17 protein-coding genes are annotated in these 17,686 nt (G+C 46.3%); 3 read left to right on the top strand and 14 right to left on the bottom strand.

The features are described 5' to 3' along the window. Positions 1-21 precede the first annotated feature (21 nt). The 6 genes from NSQ66_RS10240 to hemE all read right to left on the bottom strand — a co-directional run bounded on the left by NSQ66_RS10240 (position 22) and on the right by hemE (position 6,489). Positions 22-645, bottom strand: coding sequence for a fumarylacetoacetate hydrolase family protein (locus NSQ66_RS10240; protein ID WP_036689251.1), 624 nt, complete (start codon positions 643-645; stop codon positions 22-24). A 36-nt stretch (positions 646-681) separates the two neighbouring features. Further along, entirely contained in the window at positions 682-1,416 is a 735-nt protein-coding gene (locus NSQ66_RS10235) for a glycerophosphodiester phosphodiesterase family protein (protein ID WP_256721501.1), read from the bottom strand. A gap of 18 nt (positions 1,417-1,434) precedes the next feature. Then, positions 1,435-2,859, bottom strand: coding sequence for a CapA family protein (locus tag NSQ66_RS10230; RefSeq protein ID WP_339279674.1), 1,425 nt, complete (start codon positions 2,857-2,859; stop codon positions 1,435-1,437). Between the two features lie 135 nt (positions 2,860-2,994). Further along, positions 2,995-4,419: a protoporphyrinogen oxidase gene (gene hemG, locus NSQ66_RS10225; protein ID WP_076107459.1), complete on the bottom strand. Its 1,425-nt coding sequence runs from the start codon at positions 4,417-4,419 to the stop codon at positions 2,995-2,997. Next, positions 4,416-5,372 (bottom strand): ferrochelatase, encoded by a 957-nt coding sequence (gene hemH, locus NSQ66_RS10220; protein ID WP_076098411.1) that lies wholly within the window; start codon positions 5,370-5,372, stop codon positions 4,416-4,418. The genes hemG and hemH overlap by 4 nt, the downstream gene beginning before the upstream one ends. Before the next feature lie 55 nt (positions 5,373-5,427). Next, complete coding sequence (hemE, locus tag NSQ66_RS10215; protein WP_036689234.1) at positions 5,428-6,489, bottom strand: uroporphyrinogen decarboxylase; 1,062 nt, start codon at positions 6,487-6,489, stop codon at positions 5,428-5,430. Between the two features lie 231 nt (positions 6,490-6,720). Between hemE and NSQ66_RS10210 the strand changes: the two genes are divergently transcribed. Continuing rightward, positions 6,721-7,941: an MFS transporter gene (locus NSQ66_RS10210; protein ID WP_038569803.1), complete on the top strand. Its 1,221-nt coding sequence runs from the start codon at positions 6,721-6,723 to the stop codon at positions 7,939-7,941. Between the two features lie 4 nt (positions 7,942-7,945). Here the strand turns inward: NSQ66_RS10210 and NSQ66_RS10205 are convergent, their stop codons facing one another. Continuing rightward, a complete protein-coding gene (locus tag NSQ66_RS10205) occupies positions 7,946-8,575 on the bottom strand; it encodes an O-methyltransferase (RefSeq protein ID WP_036689230.1) in 630 nt (209 codons plus the stop codon). Positions 8,576-8,777: 202 nt separating this feature from the next. Between NSQ66_RS10205 and NSQ66_RS10200 the strand changes: the two genes are divergently transcribed. Both NSQ66_RS10200 and NSQ66_RS10195 read left to right on the top strand, forming a co-directional pair. Beyond that, entirely contained in the window at positions 8,778-9,917 is a 1,140-nt protein-coding gene (locus NSQ66_RS10200) for a class I SAM-dependent RNA methyltransferase (protein ID WP_036689227.1), read from the top strand. Between the two features lie 209 nt (positions 9,918-10,126). Next, entirely contained in the window at positions 10,127-12,166 is a 2,040-nt protein-coding gene (locus NSQ66_RS10195; protein WP_076140914.1) for an LTA synthase family protein, read from the top strand. A 617-nt stretch (positions 12,167-12,783) separates the two neighbouring features. On the opposite strand, the gene NSQ66_RS10190 is transcribed toward NSQ66_RS10195, so the two are convergent. The 7 genes from NSQ66_RS10190 to NSQ66_RS10160 all read right to left on the bottom strand — a co-directional run bounded on the left by NSQ66_RS10190 (position 12,784) and on the right by NSQ66_RS10160 (position 17,678). Further along, positions 12,784-13,023: a DUF1450 domain-containing protein gene (locus NSQ66_RS10190; protein WP_036689224.1), complete on the bottom strand. Its 240-nt coding sequence runs from the start codon at positions 13,021-13,023 to the stop codon at positions 12,784-12,786. A gap of 41 nt (positions 13,024-13,064) precedes the next feature. Continuing rightward, complete coding sequence (locus NSQ66_RS10185) at positions 13,065-13,367, bottom strand: heme biosynthesis protein HemY (protein ID WP_036689223.1); 303 nt, start codon at positions 13,365-13,367, stop codon at positions 13,065-13,067. Between the two features lie 126 nt (positions 13,368-13,493). Beyond that, complete coding sequence (locus tag NSQ66_RS10180; RefSeq protein ID WP_036689222.1) at positions 13,494-13,745, bottom strand: hypothetical protein; 252 nt, start codon at positions 13,743-13,745, stop codon at positions 13,494-13,496. Positions 13,746-13,855: 110 nt separating this feature from the next. Continuing rightward, complete coding sequence (locus NSQ66_RS10175) at positions 13,856-15,064, bottom strand: M14 family metallopeptidase (RefSeq protein WP_036689219.1); 1,209 nt, start codon at positions 15,062-15,064, stop codon at positions 13,856-13,858. 306 nt (positions 15,065-15,370) lie between these two features. Beyond that, entirely contained in the window at positions 15,371-16,177 is an 807-nt protein-coding gene (gene racE / locus NSQ66_RS10170) for a glutamate racemase (RefSeq protein WP_036689641.1), read from the bottom strand. Between the two features lie 255 nt (positions 16,178-16,432). Continuing rightward, entirely contained in the window at positions 16,433-16,912 is a 480-nt protein-coding gene (locus NSQ66_RS10165; protein ID WP_051491605.1) for a YtxH domain-containing protein, read from the bottom strand. Between the two features lie 100 nt (positions 16,913-17,012). Then, positions 17,013-17,678, bottom strand: coding sequence for a metalloregulator ArsR/SmtB family transcription factor (locus NSQ66_RS10160; RefSeq protein WP_038569796.1), 666 nt, complete (start codon positions 17,676-17,678; stop codon positions 17,013-17,015). Between the last annotated feature and the right edge of the window lie 8 nt (positions 17,679-17,686).

The following is a 17,686-nucleotide window of genomic DNA, read 5'->3' as shown; positions in this document are numbered from 1 at the left end:
GATTCATCTCCAACAGATCTATTAACCGATCAGGCAAGTCCCCATCAGCTTGTCGCCCCAGTACAGCTCGAAAGCGTCGCCAGCTACAGTAGGACCCACGCCTGCCGGAGTACCTGTAAATATCACATCGTCTTTCCCTAACCCGTAGCGCTCGGCGATAAAATCAACAATTTTTTGAAGTGAAAAAATCATGTTTTTAACATTGCCGCGTTGTACTTCCACCCCATTTTTCACCACTGTAAAATCAGTTCCCTCCAGCTCTTCCTTATCTGGAAATGCTATGTAAGGGGTGAGTGGTGCGGCATTTTTAAAGCCTTTAGCTGGCGTCCACGGCAAACCTTTCTTCTGCAGATCATTATGCACATCACGCAGCGTGAAATCCAGTCCCAGTGCCATTACATCTACCAGATCCTCCACGCTCATGCCGGGTGTATAATCACGTGCAATACGCAGTACAAGTTCACCTTCATAATGAATCTGACCCGCATCCTTTGGCAGCTTAATTACTGCTTTATCGAGGGAAACAGCCGCATGTGAGGGCTTCATGAAGATGAGCGGCTCCACTGGCACATTGTTACCCAATTCCTCCGCGTGTAGCTTGTAGTTGCGTCCAACACAATATAGATTATTAACAGCAGCGCACATAAACAGTCAGCTCTCTTTCCCATCGATTTGGATTATTTATACCTTCAGAAAGGTGTCGCCCCATATATCCGGGCGGTTTGTACAGATCATTATATCAGAATGCATGTCGGCTAAGCGACGCATCTCTTTCGCTTTGTTCACAGTCCAAGCCATAATTTCCACCCCACGCTCGGACAAAAGCTTAGCCAGTCTAGGATTCAGACGCGAGAAGCTAATCGAAAGTAAAGAGCAATCCAGTTCATGCAGCCTGCGTGCAGGATTGCCAAATCTGGAATCAAAGATCAATCCGGTGCGAAAACGGGAATCAATTTCCTTGACTTTTTTTAATGCTCCAGTATCAAAAGAGGTCAAGATCACGTCGTCCCGCATACCTTTTGCAGAAATAAGATCCGTCACCGTCTTCTCAATGCCAGGATACATATCTCCCACTGTTTTCAGTTCAATATTCAGACGCAATCTTCCGGAGGCTAGTGACAGCACCTCTTCCAAAGAAGGCACCCGCTCGCCCTGAAAAGAACGCCCTTTCCAGCTCCCCGCATCCAGACGCCGGATATATTTCCAGTCCATGTTCTTCACCTTGCCATGACCATTGGTCGTCCGGTCCAACGTATAATCATGAATGACAACAGGAACGCCGTCTTTGGAGAGCTGGACATCAATTTCCATCCAGTGCACATAGGGCATGGCAATCGCCATCCGAATGGCTGCCAATGTATTCTCTGGAGCTTTACCGGAAAACCCTCGATGGGCTACACACAAATTGTTCATCATAAGGACCTCCCAGGAACCCTATTTGGTAACTTGAGTGACTTTACCGTCGCTGCCGATCTTTACCCGTCCTGCGGATAGAGCTTCTACTCTTTTTAACAAAAGTTGTCCATCCACTGCGTTCATCGGCACAGGCTGTGCTAGCTCGGCTTTCATAGGCTTCAGCTTTAGGGAACATTGACCTTTTACACTACATTCCGCCTGAAAAACCGCAGTTTCCCAAGTGGCAGGCACTGTAGATCTCGTAAAAATAAAATTCCCGGTGCTGTAGGCAATCCATTTGCCCTTATATGGCTCCACGCCTTGTAGCACGTGTGGATGGCCGCCAATGACAAGATCGGCTCCTGCATCGATAAAGCTATGGCCCAGCGACTGTTGCGTTTTATCATATTGTTCTACCCGTTCTTTACCCCAATGGACAACTACGACCACCAAATCGGCTTTCTTTTTGGCTGCAGCAATAGCCTTCAGTCCTTCTGCACTATCGTATACGGAGGCAAGTCCCGGCTTATTTTTTCCTGCCATCCAATCCGACGCAGGAATCACCCGGGTGAATCCCAGCAAAGCGATCTTAATGCCCTTACGTTCAAAATATTGCGCCGAATATGCTTCTTTACTGTTAAGCCCCGCACCCACATAAGGAATTCCTCTTTCAGCAAGGTGGTTAAGGGTATCCCGCAAGCCTTGCTCTCCTTGATCAAGCGTGTGATTATTCGCCATATTTACTGCGTCCACACCAGCTGACTTAAGCGCATCCAGAGCGAGTGGTGATCCTTTGAATACAAATTGCTTATTAGTGGCACTTACGCCACCTGTGGTCACTGGAGTTTCCAGATTCAAGATCGTAAGATCATCTTTCTTGAACAGACCCTCCAATGCGGCATACGAATAATCATAACCTTTCTTCTCCAGCAGTTCTCCAGCTTTCCCGGAAAATATAACATCTCCACCAAAATTCAAAGTCACCGTCTTACCAGACGCGTCATCATCTGACGGCAGACCAGACACTGGATCATTATTTGCTGCTTCCGAGCTGTCCTCATCCTTCGCAGGGGTTGCTGTCGCTTCAGGAGCTTGTGTTTCAATGATCTCTTCGGGCTCCTCCTGCGGTGTAGGCGTTGGCTCTGGAGTTGCCGTAGGAGAAGGGCTTGGCGTCTCCGTAGCTTCAGGCGTTGCAACTGCAACCACCGGAGATGCTGTCTGAGGCTGATCACTACTCTCCGGTATAGGCGTAGCTGTCGCTTCTGCAACCGGAGGCGGTGAGGCGCTTTTCTTGTCAGGGTCATTCGTAAAGCTATAAGTCAATAACACGGTAATCATCAGAAGAAGACCTGCATTGATCCAAGCCCAGGCCGTTCTGCGCTTGCGTTTGCTCTTATGTTTGTTCTTTTGTCTAGAACGCGATCGCGGCGGATACATGGTTTCTGTGATCTCCTCTACTCTCAAATTGTTTTTATTATAGCATATCTATCACAGCACCCTACAAATAAGAGAGACGATAGAAATAGAAAATTTTACTAACTAAAGAAAAACAGTGAAGCGCCTCATGCTTCGCTTCACTGTTTTATTTAGTCATCGTACTCACATTTCATTCATTAGCTGTTTAGCAACGCTTTCCGCAATAAGCTTGGACTGCTTGATGCAATCCGGCATGGCTATGCCATTAAATCCGGCGCCAATGACATACACACCAGGAAGCGAAGCTGCTAATTCTTTGCGGAATTCGGTAATATTATCAAGATGTCCTATAGGATACTGCGGCATGGAATGCTCTAAGCGGGTGATTTCCGTAAATATTGGATTCGCAGTAATGCCCATGATCTCTCGCAAATCTTTAAGTACAAGCTCCGTCAAAGCCTCATCAGGCAGCTGAACATTCTGTTCATCATCAGAACGACCCACATAACAGCGTAAGAGCACCTTATCATCAGGAGCCGTATGCGGCCATTTCGTAGATGTCCATGTGCAGGCAGTAATATTTCGCCCTTCTTTACGAGGCACAAAAAAACCCGATCCATCATATTCGTTAACAATATCCTTTTTGTTAAAAGCCATGACTAGATTCGCTACTGAAACATAATCCACCGCTTCCAGCGCTGTAACATCCATATGGGGACGAAGTAAGTCAGCAGCCGAAAAATTAGGCGCAGTGATATATACATCATCCGCAAGCAACCGTTCGCCATTCTCCAGCTCTACCTCATAGATAGAAGGACTCCCAGCAGCCTGAATAGAAACTACGTTAGACTCCGTCCGTTGTTCTACATCATGCAGCTCATAAATCAGACTATGCACGAGACTTTGCAGCCCTTTGCGGAACGTGAGGAAGGTACTCTGTGTAGTACCTTCCTGTGCCTTTTTATTCTTTCGCCCTGTGCGCATTCCACGAATAAGGCTCCCATACTGCTGCTCTAATTCTCCAAATTGCGGAAATGTAGCTTGCAGGCTAATCTTTTGTATATCTCCGCCGTACATGCCAGAAAGGAGCGGCTCAGTTAAATTCTCCAGCACTTCAGATCCTAGACGTCGCGCAATAAGCTCACCAAGCGATTCGTCCTCATCATTACGCCGCGGAGGAAGAATAAAATCCATCATCGCACGTATTTTGCCCCCAAACGAAACTAACCCACTTGATAAAAAAGGTTTCAGTTCGGTAGGGATACCGAGTACAAGACCGGTTGGCAGAGGATTAAGCTTGTCCCGCTGCAAGATATATCGCTTCTTAGCAAGAGGGTTGGAGGATACCAGCTCGTGATCCAATTCCAATTCCTTAGCCAGCTCGCACATCTCCGCCCTTTCCGCTAGAAATGAATCTGGGCCCTTTTCAATCACAAAACCATCGCGATGTAAGGTTTCAATCTTTCCACCGAGGTTTTTCTCTTTCTCAAGCAAGACTATATCAGGCTTAATACCCGCTTCTTTATAAAATTTACGAATATAAAAGGCGGCGCTGAGTCCACTCAGCCCTCCGCCTATGATAACAATTTTTCTTGTGGGGCCAATCATGATTGAGCGGCCTTCATCTGCTCCAGTCGTTTACGAATTACATCGCTCAATACAGACATATATGCGGGATCACTATTCAGTGAGTCAATCCGCATAAGACGCATATCAAGCTCCGAAGCTACGGCTGTTGCCTCAATATCAAGATCGTACAGTACCTCTAAATGATCGGATACGAATCCGATAGGGGCCACCAATACGTATTCCACCTGTTCTTTACTAAGCTGTTGCAGCGTGTCCAGAATATCCGGACCGAGCCACGGTTCAGCTGTGCGACCAGCACTTTGCCAAGTAAACTGCCAGTTGGTTACGCCTGCCTGAGCTGCAATTGCTTGCGAAGTTTCCAGCAGTTGATCCCGATATGGATCACCCATAGCCAGAATACGTTCTGGAAGACTATGAGCGCTGAATAATACGCGAATCTCATCACGGGTCGCACCTGCTTCAATATATTGATCCAGCTTAGCCGACACTCTTTGGCTTAACACATCGATCAATTCAGGATGCATATGGTAACTCTCTACAAAACCCATGTCAATCTTGCATGCATCAGCCTTTTCCTGTGCACGCTTGATGTAGCTCCCCACACTCATACTGGAATAGTGTGGCGCCAAAACAATACCCACTGCTTGAGTAATGCCATCCTTCGCCATAGCCTCAACGCCGTCCTCAATAAAGGGACTGGCATGCTTCAAGCCTTGATAGCAGACAAATTCAACATCTGCTCCCGCTTTATCCGCATTTAATGCTGCTTGTAAAGCTTCTACTTGCCGGTCTGTATTCTCCCGCAGTGGGAATACCCCCCCGACGATTGCTTCATAACGGTCGGTTAACTCTTTAAGCTGCTCCGCTGTTGGCGGATTCCCCCGTCTAATATGCGTGTAATAAGCTTTAACATCTTCTAGGCTCTTAGGAGTGCCATACGACATGACGAGAACACCTATTTTTACTGTCACGGATTCCGTCCCCTTTACAATTTAATAGCGTGGAACATATAAATTCTTATATTTTTTACGAACGTTGCTTAGCCGTTTTTTGTAATACTTCCTGAGAATAAGTGTGAATATACTCCGTCAATTCTCTAAGTTTATCTAATGAAGCCTCCGGGAATAATCCATGGCCCAGATTGAAGATATAACCTGGCTCAAGCACACCTTCATCGATCAGTTCTTTCGCGCGTTCCTTCAAAAGGTCCATCGGAGCTGTAAGCAAATATGGATCAAGATTTCCTTGAATCGCAAATTTATTGCCTGTTCTGCGTCGGCCTTCAGTCAAGCTAACACGCCAATCCAGCCCGATTACGTCTGCTTGAAGCTTCGTAAGACTTGGCAGCAATTCTCCAGAGCTCACACCAGGAAAGTATATTTTCGGTACATCAAGATCAGATAATTCGGAAAAAATACGAGAAACCGTCGGCAGCACATACGTTTCAAAATCGCGTGGAGCAAGCGCACCAACCCAACTGTCGAACAATTGGAAGGCCTTTCCTCCACTCCGCACATGACTTCGGAGGTACGTGATAATCATATCGCCCAGCTTGTCCATCAGCATTTCCCAGACACGGGGTTCACTGTACATTAGCTCTTTCGTACGGATATATCCTTTGGAAGGTCTACCTTCGATCAAATAGCTGGCAATTGTAAACGGCGCGCCTGCAAAAGTAATCAAAGGAACGTCCAGTTCCTTATCCAAAATAGCAATCGTTTCCAAAATGTGGCTAAGATCACCCTCTACATCAATGGGTTTTAGTCTCTCCACATCAGCTGCACTACGGATCGGATTCTCAATCACTGGACCGATATCCTTAACGATATCGAATTTCACTCCGATTGAAGCAACTGGATTCATAATGTCGGAATACAAAATGGCCGCATCCACACCCAGCTTGCGAACGGGCATCATGGTTACTTCTGCCGCCAGCTCAGGCTGCTTGCAGATTTCAAGCAATGAATACTTTTCCTTAATTTTACGGTACTCGGGATCATAACGGCCGGCCTGCCGCATGTACCATACGGGAACGTGCTCCGTGTCCTGCTTTCTGCAGGCGCGGATAAAAGTGTCATTGTAGGTCATGATAAGATCTCCATTATATTTTATTAGATTTTTTTAATCGGCATATCTACTATTATGCCCTTTTTAAAAGCTTGTAACAACTAATACGAAGAGTTTGGAATGACAATCCTATGACATTACTATGACATGTGTTGCACACATTAAGCTGCAAAAAATGATATACTGATAAAATGGCATTTTTTCCGTGAATCATATATTCTCTGAAATTCTTTGAAAGGATGTGAAAGCACTATGAAGAAATGGGAGACCTGGAAGGTCAACCTCTTAGTGCTTTGGTTCGGGCAATTTTTGGTGAATGCTGGAATGACAATGATTACACCCTTCCTGACCTTGTATCTTGCGAAGGATCTTGGTGTCCAGGGTGAACATGAAATTGGAATCTGGGCGGGACTTATTTTTGCCGCAAACTTCTTAACCTCTTTCATATTCCAGCCATTATGGGGCAAGCTTGCAGACAAGTATGGCCGTAAGATCATGTTGCTGCGTTCCAGCTTTGGGATGGCTATTGTCATGGTATTAATGGGCTTCGCACAATCCCCTTTACAGCTGCTCCTGCTCCGTCTCTTAAACGGTACAATCTCTGGCTTCAATCCCGCCTCCATCGCACTGGTGTCAGGTACTACCCCCAAAGAACGTATGGGCTTCTCCATGGGATTAATGCAATCAGGATCTGTAGCAGGAACAATTCTAGGGCCACTGATTGGTGGCTTACTTGCCGATTTAATCGGATTTCGGCCGATTTTTTATGTCGTTGGGGCCTTGCTCTTTATCGCCTCTCTCCTGGCATTATTTCTTGTTAAGGAAAAATTCGACCGCGCCGAAGCTGCACAGGAGCCGCAGGTTTCTGTACTCGCAGGTTTGAAGGAATTAATCAAAATCCCTCAGCTGCCAGCTCTATTCGGTGTAACCTTTCTGCTGCAATTTGCAATGATTAGTCCTATGGCCTTGTTGCCACTTTATGTAGAAAAATTAAATGGACCCGCCGAGAATATAGCCTTCTTGGCCGGAATGGTCAGTGCCGTTACAGGGATCTCCAATATGCTGGCTTCTCCCTTGCTTGGTAAGCTAAGTGACAAAGTCGGCGCACATCGTATTCTGACCTATGCGTTAATTGGCGCTTCACTATTCCTAATTCCGCAGGCATTCGTAACTAGTGTCTGGCAGCTGATTATAGTCCGTTTCCTAATGGGAGTCTTCATGGGTGGACTGTTGCCCAGCGTTAATGCGCTTATCCGCTCCTATACCCCTGACGGAAAAGAAAGCCGCGCATTCGGCTTCAACAGCAGTACATTGGCGCTAGGCAATATGCTGGGAGCTATCTTGGGCGGCTTTCTATCAGGTTACATCGGAATTGAGGGGCTTTTCATTATATCCGGCTGCTTGCTGCTGGTTAATACGATTTGGGTTCGATTGAAGCTGTACAAAGTAACAACACCGCGGTTATTTCGCTAATCAGCTATTTCACCATCGCTAGCGCCAATCCATCATAGGCAGGCAGACATGTACTGATAAGACGTTCATCCGTGGCGATCATCTCATTGAAGTGGCGCACAGCCAGGATGGCAGGACCATTTCTATCTGTATTTAAGGTCCGTCCACGGAGAAAAATATTATCACCCGCAATGATCGCTCCTGGATTGGCCAGCTTGATGGCATATTCCAAGTAGTTAGTGTAGTTCAACTTATCTGCGTCAATGAAAAAGAAATCGAACCTAGCGCCCTCTGCTTCCAGTGCCTTCAGGCTGTCCATTGCGGGTCCTATTCTATACTCCGTAGTATCGCCGAAGCCTGCCAGCTCTAAATTACGTCGGGCAAGCTCGGCATAGTCGGCTCTCAGCTCTAGCGATGTCAGTGTGCCACCTTCAGAGAAACCGCGGGACAAGCAAATTCCGCTGTAACCGCCAAGTGCGCCAATTTCCAAAATACGCTTAGAGCGAGACAGTCTAACTAGCATGGTGAGCAGTCTTCCGTACCCCGGCTCGACAGACACCGGCGGCATGCCTGCTTGGACGATTGCTTCTTTTACTTGAAGCAGAATTTCGTCCTCTGTATAAAGTTGTTCACTGTATTCTTCTTGCGTAAGCATAAAGATTCTCCTTTGAGGATCCCCCGTTTGCTCATAGTAAGGGATGACGGGGAACATTTTATGATTTATGGAATGCCGGGCATTGTGAAGTGTCCCACATTCCCCTATACTTGTATGGATGCTTTAAAGGACGACAATGTCGTCTCTTCTTATTGTACTGGCTTTTTGTATTTATCTACAAGTTAAACGGAGTTGAGAGTATTTGAGCAAATTACAATTAATCGCTACTGCCCCTATGGGTTTAGAAGCTGTGGTAGCGCGCGAATTAAACGAACTGGGTTATGAGACCAAGGTCGAGAACGGACGAGTATTATTCAGCGGTGATTACATCGATATCTGTCGCTGTAACTTGTGGCTGCGTACATCTGACCGCGTATTGGTTAAAATGGGCCAATTCCCTGCTAAAACCTTTGACGAGTTATTCGAAGGGGTTAAAGCTTTGCCTTGGGAAGACTGGATTCCAGAGAATGGAGAATTCCCGGTTGAAGGACGGTCCCATAAATCACAACTAACGAGTGTACCCGCTTGCCAAGGGATTGTCAAAAAAGCCATCGTCGAGAAGCTGAAGCTTTCGTATCATACAGACTGGTTCCCGGAGAACGGTCCTCGATATGTGATCGAAGTGATTTTATTAAATGACATCGCTTTGATCACATTAGATACCACAGGACCCGCACTTCACAAACGTGGTTACCGCAGACATGCAACAGAGGCTCCACTGAAGGAAACAATGGCTGCTGCACTAATCCAGCTTAGCCGCTGGAATGGCCATCGGCCGCTGTTCGATCCATGTTGTGGTTCGGGAACACTGTTAATTGAAGCCGCCATGATCGCTTGGAATATTGCACCAGGACTACGCCGCTCATTTCCATCTGAACATTGGCCAGTCATTCCGAAACATCTTTGGGAAGAGGCTCGCGAAGAAGCTTTCGATGCTGTGCGCGACGATTATCCTTTGCAATTAACGGGTACGGACATCGATCCAGAAGCAATTGAAATTGCTGAAGCCGCCGCCAAGAGTGCTGGACTGTCCGGAGAAATCACCTTCAAAGTGATGGCTGCCGCCAAAGCAAGACCTGAAGGAGAATATGGTTGTATCATCACCAACCCTCCATATGGTGAACGGATCAGTAATGACAAAGAAGTGGAGAAGCTGACCCGCCAGTTTGGTGAAATGATGATATATCTGCCAACATGGTCATTTTTTGCGATTAGCCCTTACAAGGAATTCGAACAATTTTACGGTCGTAAGGCAGACAAACGCCGCAAACTGTATAACGGACGTATCGAGTGTCAATATTATCAATACTTGGGTCCACTTCCACCTAGAAATCCGAAATAATTAGGATCACCATTGGTTTGAATGCAGAACGGACATCTACCTCGTATCGTATGAGGAGGGTGTCCGTTTTTCTCCGAGTATAAGACAGTTTTAGTTTAACACCCATCCTTTACGCTCTTATATTTCTAAGAGAAACGTTTGTCATCTAAAAAAGACAACAACGTTGTTTCTTCTCGTTTTATTTATTTTCTGTGCTAGGAGGCTTCAAAATGTCAGTTTTTCCATCAAGTCGGAGCAGCACAACCGTAACAAGTACAATAGCTTCTGTGATTCGCTCCCGATATATCGGTTATCTCCTTTTTCTTGGCATCATGCTGGCCAAGTTATTATTTCTGCATAGTGGGCTGCATGCTCCCAATATAGATATGAACCAGCAGGACAAATGGATCGCTGTAGGTTCAGTCATGTTATTGTCTTTTTGGACCCTGTGGCTTCCCCGCCGGGGACAGACGATAACGTTGTTAAGTATAAACTTGCTTCTGACGCTGCTTATTTATTCGGATATCGTCTACTATCGTTATTTTAAGGATTTTATCACGGTACCCGTATTGTTTCAGGCTGGACAGATGGATGCGCTTGGTGGAAGTATCTTCGCCCTACTGCGTCCTTCCGATCTTTATTTGTTCGCTGACTGGCTATTTCTTATTGCATACGGAATCGGCGTAGGATTATACCGCCGCAAATCCCATACATACTTGTCTAATGCCGTCCCTCGCCGTTATGGGCAATCTCACTCTTATTCTCAAACCGGTTATTCCCGCCGCTCTTCACGCCTAAGCAGGACGCTAAAAAGAAGCGTGAATGGGATCGTTGCTCTGGTGCTAGGTTGCGTGCTGACCTTTGGACCTATCCACACCTACGCTACTACCTGGGCTAAAGATCTATTCACTGGCAACTGGTGGAGTCTCGCCATGTATAACGTAACCGGACTAATCGGTTTTCACGGTTATGATATTTACTTATATGCTAAAGATCATCTTGGTCCGCAGCCCGAGCTTTCACAAGAAGAAGCCACCTCGATGCAGCTCTGGTTCAATGAACAAAACACTGAGCAAAGTGCCAATAATGACAGCTTTGGAGAATACAGCGGAAGCAACATTGTTGTTATTCAAGCTGAAGCTTTTATGAACTTTGTAGTTGGACGCTCAATATCCGGCCAGGAGATCACGCCTAATCTGAACGCTCTAATCAAAGAAAACACCTATTTCAGCAATTACTACCATCAGACCTCACAAGGCCGAACTTCCGATGCGGATTTCACGTCCAACGCTTCCCTGTACCCGCTGGTCTCCGGCTCGGTATTTGTCCGTTACCCGGATCATCAGTTTGACACGCTGCCTGCTATTTTGAAATCAAAGGGCTACAGTACCAATGCTTTTCATGCGTACGAAGGTAGCTTCTGGAATCGGCAGATTATGTATAACGCGATGGGTTATGACCATTTTTATAACAAAAAAGACTATACAATAGACGAACCTCTAGGCTGGTCTCTGGGTGACAATTCTTTTTTGCGGCAATCCCTCGATATTATGGACACTTCAGAAACGATACAGCAGCCCTTTTATTCATTTTTGACTACACTATCCAGCCATCATCCTTATTCTCTCCCTGCAGATAAACAAGGGCTTGATACTGGAGAGTTCAAGGGCACGATCTTAGGAGATTATTTGCAGGCTGTTCACTATACGGATGAAGCTTTAGGGGAAATGGTCAAAGAGATGAAGCAGCGTGGGCTGTGGGATAATACCCTTGTTGCTTTCTATGGAGATCATGATAATTCGATCCAGGAGATCGCTTATTACGAACAATTTCTCGGCAAAAGCCTTAGCGCACTCGATATGCAGCAAATAATGCATCAGGTTCCCTTGCTCATTCATCTGCCAGGCTTTAACGCCTCTGTCCTAGATTCAGCTCCAGCTGGTCAGTTGGATCTTACACCTTCCTTGCTCCATTTGCTCGGGATCTCACGTGATCCTTATTATCTCATGGGCAATAATCTGTTTAGCGGGCATGAGCGTCTTGTAACGCTGCGATCCGGCGCCTATGCCGATGCAAAGCTGTCTTATCTCCCCAGCGAGAATGGGCAATTTGCCAGCGGAACCTGTTATAGCCTCGAAAGCCGCGAAGCCGTGGACGTAGGGGAGTGCAGCATCGGGTATGAGACCAGCAAGCTCCGCCTACAGATCTCCGACGATATCATGAAATATGATGGAATCAAAAAGCTTAAGAATACACAATCTGCACCTTAAGCTTATATCCCGGTAAATGAAGAGACTGTCCACAAAACTATCGAAAAGGGCTGCTGCGACATCCTCTCTATGTTGGACATTCACTCCTGATCGTTGTTGGAAGCACGTTGGGTTTTCCGACTTAGATACGCGAAGTATCTCACTAACGGACACAGCTGACCTTAAACCCAGCAATATCCGAGGTTTGGAATGCTAACGGACTCCAGAGCAGCTATTAGCCTGAAAAACGCCGATATGAGCCTCTTTTCTGAGGAATAGCGTCCATGGGGTCCGAAATCTTGCATTAACAGCTAAAAACACGCAAATAACGTCATCTGAGTCCGTAACCCTTGTAGGATGAGGAGATGGTGGGATGGTGGAATGATAGGATGATGGGATGAGGAGATGAGGAGACGGTGGGATGATGAGATGGTGAGATGATGGGACGATGGGTCGATGAGATGAGGAGACGGAGAAATGATGGGATGATGGACACGATTGAAGTAAGCCACCAATGACCAAAAAACACAGAGCAGCGATCCTCCAAATAACAGGAGAATCGCTGCTCTGTTTACTTTTACTTATTCTGAGAATGAAGAGGGATCGACCCTATTATCTTAGTTGATAAGAACTCAGTATTATTTCTGAACGGAGGGCTGTTTGATAAAAGCTTCTGCTTTCTTCAACACTTCATCCTCCGTTGGAGCACTCACATAACGACCATTCACATAAACAAAAGCCCGTTTGCCACATGGACCGCAGTACGACTTGCAGCCGACCTTGATCTCGGCATCAGGTGCCATTTTTTGCAGCTTAGGGATAATACTTTTCAACTTCATGAAATTACATTCATCGCACACTTGTATTTCGTTAGCCATGGAGCAACCCTTCTTTGTGTTCGAAATTTACAGGCGAGTGTTTAGTGATCGCCGTGATTACCTTTAGAGGGATTCGTAATGACAAAACCTTCTTGTGGAAGATACAAATAATCAACGACCACGCCATCAAGGAGTGGTTGACTCGGATCAAGAATAACATCGATTTCCTTATCTGTCGACACTACAACATCGTTCTCTTTAGGCGTGTCCAAGTCCAGTCCGTAGTGAGCATGATCACCGTGTGCATGTGTAATTGCTACGCGCAGCTTCAACTCGCTGTTTCCTTCAAGCTCCATTTGTTTCTTTATCACTTTAGCCGCATTGCGGGTAATTTTGACCTTCATCTATATTCCATCTCCTAGTCCGAAAATTAAATACTCAATTACTTATTTTAAAGGTAAATGACATCTAAAAGCAACTATATTAGCTAATTAGCTCTGAAGTTCTTGTCGAAAATGTGTGGTGCGATCCTATTCACCCTGCTGAAGTGTAGGATATTTCCGCCCCATTCGTGACACGAACCAGCCCATTAGCAGCATGGTCACTCCAATATCATCGATCGGAATAAATGGCATGAAGTCCGGCAAGACCCAATAGAGCAGTACTGGAATTGTAAATAACAGCTTGTCCCCCATTGCTACTTTAGGGGAGCGGATGTATTGCCAGGAGCTACTGAAGATATGGGACCATTGTTTTAGTGACAGTATTTTTTTCAGTTTCATGGTGACCCTCCTCCCAAGTAAAAAGGATACAGCCGCGGATAACGTGTAGTGACGACAGCGGCCATACCCCATGTTTTATTTTACGCAAGTTTACTGCAAATGTTTCATAATTATTTCACATTAGAAAGGAGCGTTGCCAATATAAGTCCTGTTTCCAAGGCCATATCTTCAAAATCTGCTAGTGGCAGCGGATTTTTGCCGATCCCCAGCTCCACCGTAAATCCAGGTTTGCGGAAGGTCTGAATAAACCAATCCTTATATCCGGCATCACTTCCAGTCAGCTCCACTGCCCGGTAACTGCTCGCAACTGCCAGCTGCGCGGCTAATTCACGGCTCTCGGGAGGTTCATACCCCCGGTAGTTCCAATAAATCTCTCCTCCTTGGCTATGCAGAGACACTGCAGCTTCGCCAGGCGCTGCCTCAGCCAGGGCAGCCAGAGCGGCTGCTTCTGGCTCACTCAGCGGCTCAGGGCCGCTGTAATCCCGCGGTGAGGGCAGCCTTACTCCCCGACGTTCCCGCTCCTCTTCCCAATGAGCGGGAAATTGATCCCCAAGATCCACACCGCGGATGTTAGCTTTCCAATGCCGGAAGCTGCTTCGTCCACCATTCCATTTCATGAGGTCATCATAAAACGGATGGTCTGGCAAAACCCCTTCCTGAACCAGCTCCACGCCATCTGGATTAGCCATAGGCACGACCCATAATGTCCAGTTTTGGAACCAAACCTCAGGACTGTGTCCATTCCATTCCAAGCCTTCAGCATAAGCTGTTGCATACTCCTCTATGAAGGACATCAAGCATGGCGAAGTCAGCCATTCATTGGCATGCAAAGCGGCGTTAACATGCAGATGACGAGTGCCATTCCCGATCTTGAGTACATGGAGCGGCTTGCCGAGCACGCTCGTGCCTATTGTGGCTGCTTGTATAAACGGGTATTGGACAAGCAAGCTGTCAATGTCGCTCTCAACCTCAGCCGGACCGTACTCCCCGCGCAGAAACACCACGCGGTCTGGAATTGGGGGTGGAATGACAAGTATTTTTCCAGGTGTACAGCAGCGCCCTGAGGTCACACCAGGATTAAGCTTCTCCAAATCCTCTAAATTCACCTTAAATAATGAGGTTATCCGTTCTGGAGTGTCCCCTTCCTGCACAGCATACCTTTTACGCGGCGAAGATGGCAGAAATAAAACCTGACCTGGGTATAAATAAGATTGTCTCCCAACCCATGGATTACCTTGAATAACATGCTCAGGAGTTAATCCATGTAGAGCGGCAATTCGGCTTACGGTATCTCCCCTGTTTGCAATATATTGTCGCATTAGGTCTCATCCTCTCGGCCTTAAATTGCTGATACAGCAATACAAAAACAGCGGCATACAGCACTTAACTCTATTGTATGCAAGCGCCACTACCCGGCATGAAGGAGAAATGAATCACAAGAAAAAACAACGTCATCGCCCTTTATAGATGGCAACCGTTTCTCATGAAAAATAAGGATATTACAGTTCCGCAGCATATAAGTGCTTATATTTCAAAAAAACAGACTGGGAAATGTGCTTTCCCAGTCTGTTTTTCTTTTACACTCCCATGGAGTTTGTCCCTATTCAATTCAACATTGCTCCTGCTTATAACGTGGATACTTGCCACACTACTGGGGTGCGTCTAATTTGTTCTCCAAGCCAGTCTCGCGCGATGCTTTGAAACATCTCAGCATCACCGCTGCAGAAAAACTGGTGAATTGGACTTTCATCCCCGATGGACAGCTTGCCTTTATCATATAAAATTGTGCTGATCTCACGAGCGGTCTCATCTGCAGAACTGATCAGCTTGACTCCCGATCCCATAGTCTCACCAATGGGTTCTACAAGAAATGGATAATGAGTGCATCCTAAAATTAAAGTATCGATGTTAGTGTCTTTAATGCCTTCTAGTGCCTCTTCTACGATATCGTAACTTTTCTCTGAGCGGAACTTGCCTTGCTCGACGAGTGGGACAAGCGCTGGACAGGCTTGACTTACAACCTCAACAAAAGGGGACAACTGCTTTAATGCGTTAGTATAAGCACCGCTGTTGATAGTTCCTACCGTACCGATCACGCCGACATGTCCGCTTTTGGTTGCGCTAATTGCTGCGCGGGCTCCGGGATGAATCACCCCAATTACAGGGATGGAGACCTTAGCTGAGATATAATCGAGTGCCGCAGCTGTTGCGGTATTACAAGCGATAACGATCATTTTAGGATTAAACTGGATCAAATAATCTACAATTTGTTCAGTAAACAGTTGTACTTCCTCGGTCGAACGGGGTCCGTACGGAGCTCGGGCAGTATCTCCGAAATAAATGATCTTCTCCCGCGGGAGTTGCCTCATCACTTCTTTGACAACTGTTAACCCTCCCACACCTGAGTCTAATATTGCTATAGCTTGCTGCACGAACACACCGCTTCCTTCTACTTGTTTTGTGTAGCTTATGTAAGGTGAAAACAAAATGTACCTGGCTTTCAGCCCCAATTGCAGATATTACTCCTTTTGCCCTCTGAGTTCAAGACTAGTCTTCTTCCATCATTTAACAAGCGGGTGCAAACTAATTAAAAAAGCCACCCTCCGCCCAATGCGAAAAAGCGGCTCTATTATAAGAGAATGAGTACTCTTTTACCACTGAAACAGAGGATTTAAACCACGGTTCCATTATAGAATTTCTTTATTAACCTTGTCATCTTGAACGACTTCTTCAAAGCTGGCTTCTTCACTTACATCTTCACTTATAGTGGCCTCAACCAACTCAGTTTCCACTTCCAAAGTGGCAGCAGCCTCTTCAACAGCTTCTACAGCGTCAACTGCTTCTACAGCTTCTTCTGTAGCGATGCCGCTGACAGTTACTGTAATTTTTTCTTCTTCATCAACAGCATTCGCACATGATTTGCTCCATTCCCGAACTTCATGCACTACATGCCCAATCGAATCTTTTGCCTTGTCATAAATCTCAATGCTCTTATCTCCCGCTTGAACGGCAAGTTCTTGAACCTTTTCAATACCAGCGGTAGTTCCTTCTGCAATATCCTTGCGCAGCTCTTTACCTGGTTTAGGCGCGAACAGCAATGCTGTCACCGATCCAACCACACTGCCGACTAAAGCGCCCCATAATAAACCTTTGGTGTCCTTTTTCATCGTTTCATCTCTCCTTTAAATTCATTGCTCCCCGCTCTACCGGGCTAATGCCTATATCTGCTATATCATAAGCAGCAGGGGATTGTCTTGTGACTAATTATTATAACTTTTCAGAAGTTTTGTCTGTAACATTTTTGGGTACGATAGCGTAGCGGCAGCAATGGCCGCCCTCTGCCATACATTCATTACGTGTTACCTTAGCATCCAGCAGTTCTTCGAAAAGACTATGCTCACATTGGCAAGCCTTACGATACTGGGTAGCCACTTGGCGAATCGGGCAATTGTACTCCCTTATGACATATGAGCCATCCTCTTCACGGTTCCATTCTGCCATATATCCACCGGCATTTTGGATAGAAGATAATTCGGCGACGCGTTCTTCCAAATTGCGCCGTTCCATCATCGGAGCATACTGAGCGAGCATCCGGCGGCGGCGGCCTTCAAATAATGTATTAACAGCATCCAGTCCACTGCCGTAATCCAATTCACGCAGAAGCTCCAAAGCCAAGTTGTGATAACTTTTTGGAAAATATTCTTCGGCTCTCTCCGTTAATGAGTACATATGTAAAGGCCGCCCCATCGCTTGCCGGACCACTTTTGTCTTTGCAAGCCCTTCTTGCTCCAGCTGAAGCACATGACGACGGACACCCATCTCTGTAATTCCCAACTCTTCTGCCAGCGCGCCGATGGTCAGTGTTCCTTTCGTCTTCAGGAGCGTCATAATCATTTGTCTTGTCGATCCGTTTTCCTGCCCCATCTTCATCATAAAGGAAC

The sequence above is a fragment of the Paenibacillus sp. FSL H3-0329 genome (assembly GCF_037963285.1).
Lineage (GTDB): Bacteria > Bacillota > Bacilli > Paenibacillales > Paenibacillaceae > Paenibacillus_AQ > Paenibacillus_AQ odorifer.
The sequence above is the reverse complement of the archived record's forward strand: the minus strand, read 5'-3'. Positions and strand labels throughout refer to the sequence as shown.

Coding starts and splice junctions, on each gene's coding strand:
- NSQ66_RS10240 (WP_036689251.1), bottom strand. CDS start 645: ATGTGCGCTGCTGTTAATAATCTATATTGTGTTGGACGCAACTACAAG.
- NSQ66_RS10235 (WP_256721501.1), bottom strand. CDS start 1,416: ATGATGAACAATTTGTGTGTAGCCCATCGAGGGTTTTCCGGTAAAGCT.
- hemG (WP_076107459.1), bottom strand. CDS start 4,419: ATGATTGGCCCCACAAGAAAAATTGTTATCATAGGCGGAGGGCTGAGT.
- hemE (WP_036689234.1), bottom strand. CDS start 6,489: ATGACCTACAATGACACTTTTATCCGCGCCTGCAGAAAGCAGGACACG.
- NSQ66_RS10210 (WP_038569803.1), top strand. CDS start 6,721: ATGAAGAAATGGGAGACCTGGAAGGTCAACCTCTTAGTGCTTTGGTTC.
- NSQ66_RS10205 (WP_036689230.1), bottom strand. CDS start 8,575: ATGCTTACGCAAGAAGAATACAGTGAACAACTTTATACAGAGGACGAA.
- NSQ66_RS10195 (WP_076140914.1), top strand. CDS start 10,127: ATGTCAGTTTTTCCATCAAGTCGGAGCAGCACAACCGTAACAAGTACA.
- NSQ66_RS10190 (WP_036689224.1), bottom strand. CDS start 13,023: ATGGCTAACGAAATACAAGTGTGCGATGAATGTAATTTCATGAAGTTG.
- NSQ66_RS10185 (WP_036689223.1), bottom strand. CDS start 13,367: ATGAAGGTCAAAATTACCCGCAATGCGGCTAAAGTGATAAAGAAACAA.
- NSQ66_RS10180 (WP_036689222.1), bottom strand. CDS start 13,745: ATGAAACTGAAAAAAATACTGTCACTAAAACAATGGTCCCATATCTTC.
- NSQ66_RS10175 (WP_036689219.1), bottom strand. CDS start 15,064: ATGCGACAATATATTGCAAACAGGGGAGATACCGTAAGCCGAATTGCC.
- NSQ66_RS10165 (WP_051491605.1), bottom strand. CDS start 16,912: ATGAAAAAGGACACCAAAGGTTTATTATGGGGCGCTTTAGTCGGCAGT.
- NSQ66_RS10160 (WP_038569796.1), bottom strand. CDS start 17,678: ATGATGAAGATGGGGCAGGAAAACGGATCGACAAGACAAATGATTATG.